14 protein-coding genes and 1 tRNA gene are annotated in these 12,600 nt (G+C 30.7%); 6 read left to right on the top strand and 9 right to left on the bottom strand.

From position 1 onward, the window contains the following. Together ACWIUX_RS06340 and ACWIUX_RS06345 are read left to right on the top strand one after the other, a co-directional pair. Positions 1-615: hypothetical protein (locus ACWIUX_RS06340; RefSeq protein ID WP_448589888.1), on the top strand; the 615-nt coding region annotated here is incomplete at its 5' end. 49 nt (positions 616-664) lie between these two features. Beyond that, entirely contained in the window at positions 665-1,135 is a 471-nt protein-coding gene (locus ACWIUX_RS06345) for a hypothetical protein (protein ID WP_448589889.1), read from the top strand. Positions 1,136-1,293: 158 nt separating this feature from the next. Here the strand turns inward: ACWIUX_RS06345 and ACWIUX_RS06350 are convergent, their stop codons facing one another. After that, positions 1,294-2,262 carry a 2-hydroxyacid dehydrogenase gene (locus tag ACWIUX_RS06350; RefSeq protein ID WP_448589890.1) on the bottom strand — a complete coding sequence of 323 codons (969 nt, stop codon included), beginning with the start codon at positions 2,260-2,262 and terminating at the stop codon, positions 1,294-1,296. 28 nt (positions 2,263-2,290) lie between these two features. Further along, positions 2,291-2,953 carry an NAD(P)H:quinone oxidoreductase gene (gene wrbA / locus ACWIUX_RS06355; protein WP_448589891.1) on the bottom strand — a complete coding sequence of 221 codons (663 nt, stop codon included), beginning with the start codon at positions 2,951-2,953 and terminating at the stop codon, positions 2,291-2,293. A 119-nt stretch (positions 2,954-3,072) separates the two neighbouring features. Between wrbA and ACWIUX_RS06360 the strand changes: the two genes are divergently transcribed. Then, a tRNA-Thr gene (locus tag ACWIUX_RS06360) sits at positions 3,073-3,148 on the top strand. 41 nt (positions 3,149-3,189) lie between these two features. Here ACWIUX_RS06360 and ACWIUX_RS06365 read toward each other — a convergent pair. Continuing rightward, the gene (locus ACWIUX_RS06365) at positions 3,190-3,735 is read right to left on the bottom strand and encodes a flavodoxin family protein (RefSeq protein ID WP_448589892.1); all 546 of its coding nucleotides are present in this window, start codon (positions 3,733-3,735) and stop codon (positions 3,190-3,192) included. Positions 3,736-3,867: 132 nt separating this feature from the next. Continuing rightward, positions 3,868-5,085, bottom strand: coding sequence for an MFS transporter (locus ACWIUX_RS06370; RefSeq protein ID WP_448589893.1), 1,218 nt, complete (start codon positions 5,083-5,085; stop codon positions 3,868-3,870). A 183-nt stretch (positions 5,086-5,268) separates the two neighbouring features. Between ACWIUX_RS06370 and ACWIUX_RS06375 the strand changes: the two genes are divergently transcribed. Then, positions 5,269-6,156 (top strand): LysR family transcriptional regulator, encoded by an 888-nt coding sequence (locus ACWIUX_RS06375; protein ID WP_448589894.1) that lies wholly within the window; start codon positions 5,269-5,271, stop codon positions 6,154-6,156. A gap of 124 nt (positions 6,157-6,280) precedes the next feature. On the opposite strand, the gene ACWIUX_RS06380 is transcribed toward ACWIUX_RS06375, so the two are convergent. Beyond that, the gene (locus ACWIUX_RS06380; protein ID WP_448589895.1) at positions 6,281-8,020 is read right to left on the bottom strand and encodes a thioredoxin domain-containing protein; all 1,740 of its coding nucleotides are present in this window, start codon (positions 8,018-8,020) and stop codon (positions 6,281-6,283) included. Positions 8,021-8,121: 101 nt separating this feature from the next. Here ACWIUX_RS06380 and ACWIUX_RS06385 point away from each other — a divergent pair, with 101 nt between their 5' ends. Then, positions 8,122-8,268 carry an AzlD domain-containing protein gene (locus tag ACWIUX_RS06385; RefSeq protein WP_448589896.1) on the top strand — a complete coding sequence of 49 codons (147 nt, stop codon included), beginning with the start codon at positions 8,122-8,124 and terminating at the stop codon, positions 8,266-8,268. A 4-nt stretch (positions 8,269-8,272) separates the two neighbouring features. On the opposite strand, the gene ACWIUX_RS06390 is transcribed toward ACWIUX_RS06385, so the two are convergent. From ACWIUX_RS06390 to ACWIUX_RS06400, 3 genes are all read right to left on the bottom strand, one after another. Further along, the gene (locus ACWIUX_RS06390; protein ID WP_448589897.1) at positions 8,273-8,683 is read right to left on the bottom strand and encodes an arsenate reductase ArsC; all 411 of its coding nucleotides are present in this window, start codon (positions 8,681-8,683) and stop codon (positions 8,273-8,275) included. 85 nt (positions 8,684-8,768) lie between these two features. Further along, complete coding sequence (locus ACWIUX_RS06395; RefSeq protein WP_448589898.1) at positions 8,769-10,130, bottom strand: MFS transporter; 1,362 nt, start codon at positions 10,128-10,130, stop codon at positions 8,769-8,771. Positions 10,131-10,204: 74 nt separating this feature from the next. Beyond that, the gene (locus tag ACWIUX_RS06400; protein ID WP_448589899.1) at positions 10,205-11,233 is read right to left on the bottom strand and encodes a radical SAM/SPASM domain-containing protein; all 1,029 of its coding nucleotides are present in this window, start codon (positions 11,231-11,233) and stop codon (positions 10,205-10,207) included. A 150-nt stretch (positions 11,234-11,383) separates the two neighbouring features. On the opposite strand from ACWIUX_RS06400, the gene ACWIUX_RS06405 reads away from it, so the two are divergent. Then, positions 11,384-12,073 carry a type 1 glutamine amidotransferase gene (locus ACWIUX_RS06405; RefSeq protein WP_448589900.1) on the top strand — a complete coding sequence of 230 codons (690 nt, stop codon included), beginning with the start codon at positions 11,384-11,386 and terminating at the stop codon, positions 12,071-12,073. 9 nt (positions 12,074-12,082) lie between these two features. On the opposite strand, the gene ACWIUX_RS06410 is transcribed toward ACWIUX_RS06405, so the two are convergent. Next, positions 12,083-12,454: a hypothetical protein gene (locus ACWIUX_RS06410; RefSeq protein ID WP_448589901.1), complete on the bottom strand. Its 372-nt coding sequence runs from the start codon at positions 12,452-12,454 to the stop codon at positions 12,083-12,085. Between the last annotated feature and the right edge of the window lie 146 nt (positions 12,455-12,600).

A 12,600-nucleotide genomic window follows, 5' to 3' on the forward strand; every position in this document is an offset into this window, starting at 1 on the left:
AATTCAAATTTTAATGATTTTTATGTTTTATCATTAGAAACCAAAGATTTTAACTTTTTTATGTCTGAAAATGTTTTATATTGGACCGATAAAGAAAAAAAGTTTTGTACTATAGATATTCTGAAGGAAAATAAGATGATTGAAATTTTTCAAATTGACTTTAATCCACATAGTATTTTATTATTTAAAGATTTCTTTTACATATCAACATTTGACGGTCAAATTTTTATATACGATTTTAAATTAAAAAAGATAGTTGACTGTTTTAATACTGAAATTGAAAATGGCATGTTTTCCGTGAATAAAAAATTTAATATTATTTGTTATTACAATAACAAAAATCTAAAATTATATGATAGATGGGGTAAATTGTTGAATGAGATGAAATTTGATCTTAGCAAAATAGGTCTATTAACTTTTTCAAAGGATGGATTACATTTTGCCATTTCTTGCGATGATGAAGTTCTTTTATATGATTTAGTTTTGTTAGAAAAATTAAAGACTTTTGCTGGACATTTTGATAAAGTTGTTGATATCAAATTCAAAAGCAATCCAAACATTCTTTTATCTATAGGTCTTGACAAAATAGTAAATTTTTGGAAATTTGATTTATAATTTACTAAAGAGCCGTATTTTAAGAAAACTAATTAGAGGGAGGACGTTTGTGAAATATTTTTTTATAATACTTATTTTTACTTCTATAATATTTTTAGGCGCTATAGGTTTGCAAGCAAAAGCATTAGAGTTTAATAAAGAAGATTTTTTAAAAGGTTATAATTCCACAAAAGAATGCTATTTAAATACCAAAACCGCAACTGACTTTGTAATATGTTCTTCAGATATGTATGAAAAAGAAAAAAAAGAAAAATTCTTCGATGATAGCTTTAAAATGGGTTATGATTTTTCTGCATGGTATATAATGAATAAATATAGCTTGGCAGAGGATTTTAATGAATTAGAACTTGCTGTTACAAAAGATTATTTTCTTGGATTTAGAAAATATCAAGCTGATTTCAATATAGATGATAAAACTTTATTCACTTTAACAGGTGTAGATCAAAGAAAAACAAAAGATTGGATAATGCGCTGGGCAAATATTTTAAACGAAGATCCTTATGCTTCAAAAGAACGCTAAACTTAATTTTCTAATACTGTTAGATTAAATTATTTAATGTATAATTTTCTAAATTGAATCAAAAATAAATACTAATCAGCTTAATGAAATTTAGAAAATCAAAAAGCTGATTAGTATAGAGCTTTATATTTATTTAAAAGATAATATTGTTTTAAGATTTAAAGAACTTCAGGATTTACGCAATATTTTGGTTTTCTTCCTTCTAAAACATCAAATAGGTTCTCGGCTGCAAGCTGCATCATGTTTAGTCTTGTTTCATATGTAGCAGTACCTATGTGTGGAGTAATAATAACGTTTGGCAAATTTAAAAGAGGGTGATCTTTAGGGATTGGTTCCGGATCAACTACATCTAATGCTGCAAAGGCAATCTCTTTATTTAACAGTGCCTTATATAGATCTTGGGTTACAACAATAGGTCCTCTTGCAGCATTTATTAAGATTGCGGTTTTTTTCATCCTTTTAAAAACATCGTAATTAAACTTTCCTTTAGTTTCGGGTGTTAATGGTGAAAGTATTATTAAATAATCAGAGGTTTCGATTAATTCATCAAAACTAACGTATTTGGCATTTAAATCTTTATCATTAGATTTTGGTTTCCTATTGTGATATATTACGTTCATCAGTGAAGCATTAGCTCTTCTTGCAACTGCAGTTCCAACATTTCCCATTCCAAAAATTCCAAGTGTTTTACCGTGTAAATCGTGAGATAAAGGATATCCAAAATTTCTAGTCCATTTACCTTCTTTAACATAATTTACTGCATTAATAATATCTCTAGCAGCACAAATTAGTAAACCATAGGTAAGTTCAGCTGTAGCTTCCACAACAACATGAGGAGTATTACATACAGCTATTCTTCTTTTAGTGCAATAATTTACATCGATATTATCATAACCGACAGCACACTGACTTACGACCTTAAGTTTCTTTGCATCTTCTAACAAAGACTCAGTTACCGGATAAAACGTAGAATAAAGTCCATCTGCATCTTTAAGCCATTCTTTTACAATTTCTTGAGGTGGTTGATTCTCTTGATTCCAGCAAATTAATTCAACTCTTTGTTCTAGCCAATGATATGGCTCATCCAAAATTTTGTTTGTCATAATCACCTTTGGTCTCTTAGTCATGACATCCTCCTCTATGTTCTTTAATAATTTAGTTAAAATCTAGTGAAACCAATGCGTTAAAAATTTTTTCTCTATTTTTACATATGCTATTTGTAATAAGTGCTACATACTTGCCCTGAAAAAATGCACCATTAATTTCATTCTCAGAAACGCTTCTTGAAGAGTTCTCGCCAGCAACACAAGATGCACCATATGGCGAACAACCTGTAATTTGGTCCATAATAGTCTGACCTTTAAAAAGATATGGTAGGCCTACTACAATCATTCCTTGATGAAACAAATACGGCAAAAATGTAAGAATAGTAGATTCTTGCCCTCCGTGTTGCGTATTTGAGGATGTAAAAACACTACCAACTTTTCCAAAAAGCTCTCCTTTTGACCATATTCCCCCTGTACTATCTAAAAATGTCTTCATCTGTGCGCACATGTTCCCAAATCTTGTAGGAGTACCAAATATTACTGCGTCAGCACTGATTAAATCTTCCAAAGAAACCTCAGGAATTAATGCTTTTATTTTTTGTTGAATTTCTTTTGCTCCCATTTTTTCTATAACATCATCTGAGAGGATTTCGGGCACTCTTTTTATATATACTTCTACATCTTCTACACTACTAGCTCCTTTACCAATAGCTTCAGCAAGTTTGTGAATGTGTCCATATAGAGAATAGTAAACAACTAGTACTTTACTCATATTTTTCCCCTTTCTTTTTATTTAATTATATATCCATTCTTAATTAATTGTTTATTTTTTACCAAAAATATTTTTGATACTTTTCAAAATTTAACTTATTATGTTATAATTTAGCCATTGCCGAGGTAGCTCAATAGGCAGAGCAGCTGATTTGTAATCAGCAGGTTGTCAGTTCGACTCTGATCCTCGGCTCCATTTTTTTATAAAAATATTTTTATTCTTAACTAATAAAACCTTTAAATATTTTTTCCCATTTCCTCAATCTTTTTTATCCAATCGGTTTTCAAAACATCGCCTTTTTCGCGCATCCCCCTTATAATTATAGAACCTTTGTTTGTCCATTTCATATAATCTGTTATTAATTCATATGATTTGATAATCCCTTGAAATTCTTCTTCATCTTCTGCAGCACCACAAACAATAAGTAAACTTTCTTTAACCCTTAATGTAATATTGCCTATAATAAATGAATAAAATTTATCAATTGCTGCTTTCAGCTTAGATGGAAATGAAAACCAGTATAAAGGTGTTGAAATAACCAATAAATCTGAGTCCATTACTAATGGAGCAAGTTCATTAAAATCATCAGAAAAGAAGCATGCATTTCCTTTTGAAAAGCATTTATTACAAGCTTTACAACCATCTATATCTTTATCTGCAGCTGTAAATTTTATAACGTTGTGCCCTGCACTTTTTGCACCATTTATAAATGCATCAGCTAAGAGATCGCTATTACCACCCTTTCGAGGACTTCCTGTTAAAACAATTATGTTTTTTGGCATCTTAACTCCTTCATATCTATAGTACTTTTAATTACCTATAAATAATATATAAATAATATCATGGATATGTTTCTTGAGATTTAATTTTTTTACAAATTAAGAAATTATCAATTTATGCATTTTCTTTACTAGCTATGATTTGGACAAAACTCTTATAGGCCCCAAATTAAATTTGTGAGAAAAGGGTTTTACTGAAGCGAAGAATGCGACAACTAATAAAATACATACGTAGTAGACTATGCCATTCCAGCCAAAGGGTTTAAGGAAAAAACCTCCTGTCCAACCTAATAAGCTTGCTCCCAAATAGTAGAAAAATAAATAATAAGAAGCTGCTTGGCACTTTTGCCTCTTTGATGCCAGGAAGCCGACCCAACCGCTTGCTACAGAGTGCCCAGCAAAAAATCCAAATGCAACTAGCGAAATGCCTATTATTTTAATAAATAAAGACGGTTCTAACGTTAGCAATGAACCTGTGATGAAAATTGAGAGTGCAATACCTAGTATAAATCGTCTTGAATATTGATCTGCTAGTCTTCCGAAAAAAGCCGAACTAAAAACACCTACTAGATTTACTACGAACAAAAATCCAAAAGCTGTCTGGTTCAAATCGTATGGTGCTCTCGTGAGGGGATATCCAATATAATCTAAAATAGTAATATATGCACCCATCAATAAAAATCCAGTTAAATAAAGATTTGCAAGTCTTGCATTAAACAAAGTGTACACCAAAACAGATTTAAGACGACGAATAGATATATTCGTTTTATTAAAATTATTTGATTCCGGTAAGTTAAGTAAAAACCATATGCTTGCGATTAGACAAATAAATCCTTGAATTAAGAAGGCTATATGCCAATTTAATACATCAGTAAATATACCTGTTAAAATTCTGCCTAAAAAACCACCTATTGCAGTTCCAGAGACATAATATCCTATGACCTTACCAATATCTTTAGGTGAGAACTCTTCGTGTAGATACGTCATTGCAATAGATGGAAATCCTGCCACAACTATTCCCTCAAAAAACCTTAGAGCCAAAAATATATAAAAATTAGTTATAAAAACTGTTAGAATCGCACAAAGGGATGTTAAAATTAACGAATAGCTCATTATCAATTTTCTGTTCCAAGCGCTTATAAAAAGTGATACAAAAAACAAACACGCCGACATTGTGATAGTTGTTAGAGAGATTGACAAACTTGCAGTTTCAGGTGAGACATGATAGAGCTCAGAATACAGACTAATAAGCGGCTGTGGTGAATACATTAAAGCAAAATTTACTATGCTGCCAATTAAAATACATGCAGAAACCTTTTTGAACTCTTTACTTCCAATTTCTATGTAGCTCAATTTTTAACATCTCCTATCACAAATAATGGTATAACTCGCCTTTGTATAAAATATTTTGCAAAGTTTCTTGACAACCTTAAGCGAATATACTATAACAAAGAAACTAATATATTTAAAATATCTAATTCATATTAGATTATATGATTTAAATATAACAAATTTAATTATTGGGAGATGTTATCAATGGATATAAGACAAATTCGATATTTTCTCACTATAGTCCAGGAAGGTCAGTTTACAAAAGCTGCAAATAAACTCAATATTGCACAACCCCCATTAAGCCAACAGATCAAATTACTTGAAAAAGAATTAGGGGTAAAGCTCTTGATTCGAGGTGCAAAGGGTATTGACCTTACCGAGGCTGGTCAGATTTTCACTATTCGAGCCGAGCAAATACTTAATCTTGTTGACTCAACAAAAAAAGAATTAATTGATCTAAGCAAGGGCCATCACGGGACAATCAGTATTGGAACAGTTTCTTCAAGTGGAGCCTCAATACTGCCAAAATATATTAAAGAGTTTCATGAAAGCTATCCTGATGTTACTTTTCAAGTTTTAGAGGGAAACACCATTAAAATTATGGATTTAGTAAATAAGGGAGTTGTAAATATAGGCATTGTAAGGACTCCTTTTAACTTAAATAATTATAACTATATTATTCAGGACTCAAGTGAACCAGATGACCCAATGGTAGCAATTTTTACTGATAACTGGAAATTTCAAAATGAAAAAATTAATCTAAATGATTTAAAAGATATCCCTCTAATTATTCATCGCAGATATGAGGATATCATAATGAACGCATTTAGTAAATATGGAATTGAGCCAAATATTCTATGTAAAGGCGAAGATGTTCGATCAATCATAACATGGGCGGAATTGGGTATAGGTGTTGCTATGGTGCCAAAACCTCCTATAAGTATTTTTAAACCAGGAGAAATTAAATTACGAGAGATAGACGATAAATCCTTAGAGACAAAAGCAGTGGTAATATGGCTTAAAAAAGCGTACTTGTCAACAGTAGTAAAAAATTTTATTAAACTTATTAAATCCCATAATGTAAAACAATAATTTTAATTTCAACGTTCAATGAATTTCTTTATAAATAACATATTTGCAAAAATTTCTGGTTATTTCTTGAAATCGTTCCAATCAATACACCTTTTTTAACATTAACTTTTATATAAAGAAAATTCTATTCATTATTTTTTAATTTCCATTCCAAAACGCACTTTACTGCAAGGGCTGTATATTGAGGATATTTAGATATTTTTGTTGAATAATTCTTTATGCTTTTATTTATAATATCAGAAAATTCGCCTGCAACAAATTTGTTTAACCTTATGTTGTTCAGTATCATTAAAGAGGCACTTGATGGATAAGATTCATCAAAGACATCTGCTATAGTTTTAAATCCGTCCAGACTAAAATACCAAAATTTTTCAAAAAAATTATTCGCTTCTCTGGTAAATTTTATTGCCAAATTTAGGTATTCATCTTCTTTGGTAAGGTAATATGCTTCTATAAAAGCATCAATTAAATAGGCATAATCTTCCAAAAAGGCTTTTATTTTTAACTCTTTACCATATACGCCACAATGATATAGAACATTATCTTTATATAAAAAATTGAGTAGCGCTTCAGTACTTCTTTTGGCTAAAACAGTATATTCTTCATTAATTTTAGCTGCTTTAAACAAACTCTTTATCATCATTGAATTTATTGAGGTAATTATCTTTTCGTCAATAAATGGGTATTGTCTCTCTTTTCGAATATTTTTTAGATCATTTAATAATAATTTTAATTTATATCTCTCATCATTATTTGATAATCTTAGAATGTTTTTCCCTTCAAAGTTACCTTTTATAGTAACTGATAACAACTTGGGATCAATATTGTATTTTTTACAAACTTTTACCACTTCATCATATTCGTATGTATAATATTTGCCTTCTACACCTTCTGTATCAGCATCGCTTGATGAATAAAAAAGTCCATTCCTTTGCATCTTTTCCATCATAAATTCAATTGTTTCCAATGCAATTTCCAGATACAAATTATTTTTTGTAACCTGATATGTGTCTAAATAAACTTGTGATAAGAGAGCATTATCATAGCTCATCTTTTCAAAGTGTGGCACAAGCCAGATGTCATCAGTACTATATCTACAAAACCCACCATCTACGAGATCATAAATTCCACCAATTGACATATTTTTTAGGGTATTTTCTACCATATAGAGGGGCTTTGTGTTTTGTGTATTGTTGTAAATATAGAGTAATGTGTCCAAAATAGATACTTGTGGAAATTTTGGAGCACCAGAAAACCCACCATAAATTTCATCAAAATTTTCTTCAACTTTTTTTATAAATAAATCCATCATATTATTGTCTATTTCAACTTCTTTTTCAACTTTGTGTAATGAATCAACATATTTTAGAATATCATCTCCTATTTTAACTAGTTTTGACTTGTCGTTAATATATTGATTTGATATTGCGTGTAGAATATCAGAGAAAGCATATATACCCGATCGTTTTTCTACTGGAATATAGGTTTTAGCAAAAAATGGTTTTAGATCATAGGTCATAAATATGCTAAGCGGCCAACCACCAGTGCGATTATTGAACACTACATGAACGTTCTGATAGAATTTGTCAATTTCTGGATGTTCCTCTCTGTCAATCTTAATTGAAATAAATTTTTCGTTTAAAATTTTAGCAATTTCTTCATTATTAAAAGATTCTTTTTCCATAACATGGCACCAGTGACAGCTACTGTAGCCAATACTTAGAAAGATTGGTTTATCCTCATCTTTTGCCTTTTTTAAAGCCTCATCGCCCCACGGATACCAATCAACCAGATTGTGAGAATGTTGTAGCAGGTATGGCGAGCTCTCATATATCAATCTATTTGGTTTACTAGAAATTTCCATTTTTACCTCCATTTTTTAACTCTTTATAAATAACTCATGATAGTAGATCAATCATATTAACAAAATCAGGATAAAAAAAGAAGCTAGTTTAGCTTTAAAATATGCCTAGACTAAACGAAATAATTGCTATTTTATTTGTAATAATTCTTCACTTAAGATTTAGAAACTTTTTTGTGAGCATATTTGTGAGCACATTTGTATATATGCTTTTAGTCCAGCTAAATTTATTAAACTTTATTCGCTTTTAGTTGTTTAGTCTCGAAAATAATCTAAAATCCAGTCTTTAATTTTATCTCTAACTTCTCTAAACTTATCTAATTTTTCTTCATCGGTTCCGGAAAAAGAAGCAGGGTCTTCAAAGCCTTTGTGAATTTGCTCTTTACCACCGGGAAAATATGGACAACCTTCTTTCGCATTGTCACAGACAGTCACAACATAATCAAATTCGTCGTTCAAATATATATCAAAATTCTTTGAATAGTGTTTAGATATATCTATTCCAATCTCTTTCATAACTGCTATGGCAAATGGGTTAACAGATGTAGCATATGTGCCAGCGCTAAATGCCTCATAGCTTTCTGGTAAAAGATTATTCATCAAGCCCTGTGCCATTTGCGAGCGAGCGCTATTGTGAGTACATAAAAACAAAACTTTTTTCTTCATTAAACTCTCCAAATTTCAAAATTTAGTTATTTTATTTTATAAAATTATTGTTAAAGGTGTGTTAATGAAAAATCGAATGAGTTTATTACTTTCCAACTATCTTGGAGTAAGAACAGTCTTCGAGGCTTTTTCCTTTAGGCTCTGTTAGGACTGATGTAGTTATAATACCCAGAAAACAAATAATTGAAACTATGACAAATGTCATTTTCAATCCTAAAAATGACTCCGTAATGGGGAAAAATAGAACCCCTAAAAAGGCTCCAAATTTTCCAATTCCTGCAGAAAAACCATGCCCGGTTGTCCTGTATTCAGTTGGGAAAAGCTCTGATGGCAGCACAAAAGTGGTAGTGTTCGGTCCAAACTCTGTAAACAAATAGCTAAGACCATAAAGTATAAGGAAACCAGTTACATTGTTTTCTATGTCCGGGATCGTCCCCAACAACAAAAATGAAAAAGCCATAATGCCAAAGCCCATAAGTTGGATATATTTTCTACCTATAATGTCCATAAAAACAATTGAAAGGATATATCCAGGTAAAGCAAATACAACAAATATCAAGAGTGAATAAATCATCTTCAATTCAAGGGAAGAGCTATCTGTTATAGCGTTCATTACTATTGGTGTAGAAATCGTGTTGCCGTAATATGCCCAATCAAGTAAAAACCAGCTTCCAGCAGTTCCAAATAAAGTTAAAACGTGTTGCTTGTTTAAGAAAAATTCTTTTATTCCATAATTTGTTTTAATACCTTCGGGTATAGGTTTTTGTTTATCAAGAATATTGCCTGTAAAACTTTCAAAGGCAGACAAGGCAGCTTCTTTGTCTCCAACTATCTGAGATAGATAGCGTGGAGATTCTGGCAGTCTTCTTCTAAGATAGATAACCATAAGTGAAGGTAGCGCCCCCAAACCAAGCATCACACGCCATGCCAAATCAAGCGGAATGTGAAACATTAGTAAACTCAAAGCTACAAGAGGACCTATTATTAATCCAAGAGCTTGCATCGAAAACACCAGCCCGACTAATTTACCGCGATCAGTTCTATTTGAATATTCGCTCATTATAACTGCACTTACAGGGTAGTCTCCACCGATACCTATACCCAAGATGAATCTAGATATTAGAAGAAAAAGAAAATTTGGTGAAAATGCTGACATAAGAGCACCAATGGTCATTATAAGAGCCTCAAGACCATAAATTTTCTTTCTGCCAAAATTGTCAGCAAACCTACCAAAAAAAACAGAACCAAATAAGGCAGCCAAAAGAGAGCTGCTTCCGAGTATTGCGATTTCAGAACTTGTTAGTCTCCATATTGGAGTAATTAAGGAAAGGGCTACACCTATAATAAACAAATCATATGCATCGGTAAAAAACCCCATTCCCGAAACAAACATCGCTTTTAAGTGGTGTTTGCTAAGTTTTAGTTCATCAAGATTTTTTTCAACCATATAATTTAATTTTACCAAAAAGTTTGCATTATGTTAAACTAAGTATTCTATATATTTCTATAAAAAAGGCTTAATTATTCGAAAGGCCAAAAAAACAAATTTGAATTAAAAGTTATTTCTAAAGAAAAAATGAATCTTTTTAAGCACTTTTTACATGGCGTAAGATAAAAATTCCGTTGAAATGAAGAGCGAAAATCAACATATTTTTTTGAATTCCAAATTTCATAAAGGTCTTCAGTAGAAATATTTCCAAAAATTATTTTAATATAATTATTAGAATCTAAAGGTTTTGATTCTAAAGGCAAATTTGTAAAAACACAGGGAGATACCGAACCATCAGATCCTATAAAGAGGCTATTTTCAGGGTTTTCGCTACAAGACCTTAGCTTTTGAGACAATACTGGAACGTTGCAATATATTTCCTGGCCAAAATCTATACCCCTTTTAATAATTTTTTCTATAGTTTTACTAAATTCAGACATTTCGTTTATATTATTAAATCTTATAGACTCACTTTTAAAATCCTCTGATGGAATAAAATCAAGCGTAGAAATTATTACTTGATTTATGTTTCTACCCTTTAGTACATCCGGTAACTTATAAATTTTTCCTAATCCAGAAGCTAAGAGTAAATATGCAATATTTATTTTAGGAAAGTCAACCTTTAGTTTCTTTTTTGCATAGTTGATTTCATCAATTGCGTTTAATACCCTTTCTAGTGAAGTTCCCTTTCTATAAAAATCGTTATCTTTATCAACTCCTGTAAGGGAAAAAGATATACTATCTAATTTTGACATTACTATTTTTTCAGAGATTTCTCTGTCAATGAGATTTGCATTTGAAGTAGTGCCCACTCTACAGCCGAATTTTTTAGCAAATTCGATCATATCAAATATTCTTGGATTTAGGAAAGGTTCTCCCCATCCCTGAAGATAGACGAGTTTGGTGTTACATAAATAAGGTTCTAATTTTTTAAACAGTTCTACTTCAAGATGCCTATTGATCCAGATTGTTTTATAAATAGTATGAGGACAATAAATGCAGTTTGCATTGCAAAATGATGTAACCTCTATTTGAAACCAATCCCAAATTTTCTTAGCCAATTTACTTCCTCTATTGTTATTATATGATAATATTAATATAATTTTTGTATCTTGCCAATATATTATAAATTTTATGTGAGATTTTTATTTATGGAATATAATATTGTTTTATACTTATGTTTTATACTTAATGTAAATTTTGGAGGTTTTATGAAAATTTTAGCTATCAGACATGTAAAAGAAGAAGGACCTGGTTATCTATATAATATCTTTTCAGAAAGAGGTTTCGGTATTGGAACAAATGTAATTGACATTTGTGACATCACCACTGATAGTAGCAGTAAAATAAACATAGAAGAATACAATTTTTTAATTATTTTAGGCGGCTACATGGGTGTATATGAATCTGATAAATATCCCTTTTTAAAGGACGAATTTAAAATTGTAGAAAGGGCTTTAGGTAGAAATATACCCATTATTGGAATTTGCCTTGGATCACAAGTGCTCGCTCACGTTCTTGGAGCAAGGGTCTATAAAGGTAAAAATGGCAAGGAAATTGGCTGGTATAAAATCTATAAGCAACATGATCATAAATTTATACATAATTTCCCAAGAGAATTTAATGCTTTTTGTTGGCATGGCGATACCTTTGATTTGCCGAAAGATTCTTTGCACATATTTTCATCTGAAAAATATCAGAACCAAGGGTTTATTTATAAAAATTCAATAGGTTTACAGTTTCACATTGAAGTTGACCAGAATATGATATTAGAATGGGCAAATTTATATTCTGACGAATTAAAAGAAGAAAATATAGATAAAGGTTCATTAATAGGCAAGACTGAAGAAATTAAGAAGATCCAAAATTACCTCACAACTTTAATCGATAATATGTTGTGATTTAATTAGCTAAATCTTAATTGTTTCACTATTAGAAAACATGCACATTGCATAATAGTTTTTCCTTATATATTGCTCGCAAGCAATGTGAGACCCTAATAAACCCTTTATAGGTAAATTTTGAGATTTACACTCTTCAACTGTATTATATTTAGTAGCACATGTTTTGCAAATAGCTAAAATATTTTGCCTAATATCCATATATAAGCTCTTTAAAGGGTTTGATGAGTCGTAAAAAACTAAAGGAGCTAATACTGCTCTACACTCCAATATAATCTTTGCCTCATGTCCAGTCTCATTTAAAAGCTTAATGTGCTTAAAAAGCTTATAATATTTACTAAAATCTGATGGATCCTCGCAGGCATAAAATAGCATTTTCATATTTTAACCTCCTACTAATAATTTGTGTTATAAAGTTTATATGAATGGGTTTTACCCATTACAAGCACAAAAGGAAAGGCAGGAGAACTCCATTTTACCTGGGTTATTGAGCCCTTTTAGGAGTGTGTTCCCTGCTTCCCATAACC

Source organism: Thermodesulfobium sp. (assembly GCF_053498235.1).

What these genes read in the sequence shown, in the direction of transcription:
- ACWIUX_RS06350 (WP_448589890.1), bottom strand. Translation starts at nt 2,262, where the DNA reads ATGACTAAGAGACCAAAGGTGATTATGACAAACAAAATTTTGGATGAG.
- wrbA (WP_448589891.1), bottom strand. Translation starts at nt 2,953, where the DNA reads ATGAGTAAAGTACTAGTTGTTTACTATTCTCTATATGGACACATTCAC.
- ACWIUX_RS06365 (WP_448589892.1), bottom strand. Translation starts at nt 3,735, where the DNA reads ATGCCAAAAAACATAATTGTTTTAACAGGAAGTCCTCGAAAGGGTGGT.
- ACWIUX_RS06375 (WP_448589894.1), top strand. Translation starts at nt 5,269, where the DNA reads ATGGATATAAGACAAATTCGATATTTTCTCACTATAGTCCAGGAAGGT.
- ACWIUX_RS06380 (WP_448589895.1), bottom strand. Translation starts at nt 8,020, where the DNA reads ATGGAAATTTCTAGTAAACCAAATAGATTGATATATGAGAGCTCGCCA.
- ACWIUX_RS06385 (WP_448589896.1), top strand. Translation starts at nt 8,122, where the DNA reads ATGCCTAGACTAAACGAAATAATTGCTATTTTATTTGTAATAATTCTT.
- ACWIUX_RS06390 (WP_448589897.1), bottom strand. Translation starts at nt 8,683, where the DNA reads ATGAAGAAAAAAGTTTTGTTTTTATGTACTCACAATAGCGCTCGCTCG.
- ACWIUX_RS06395 (WP_448589898.1), bottom strand. Translation starts at nt 10,130, where the DNA reads ATGGTTGAAAAAAATCTTGATGAACTAAAACTTAGCAAACACCACTTA.
- ACWIUX_RS06405 (WP_448589900.1), top strand. Translation starts at nt 11,384, where the DNA reads ATGAAAATTTTAGCTATCAGACATGTAAAAGAAGAAGGACCTGGTTAT.
- ACWIUX_RS06410 (WP_448589901.1), bottom strand. Translation starts at nt 12,454, where the DNA reads ATGAAAATGCTATTTTATGCCTGCGAGGATCCATCAGATTTTAGTAAA.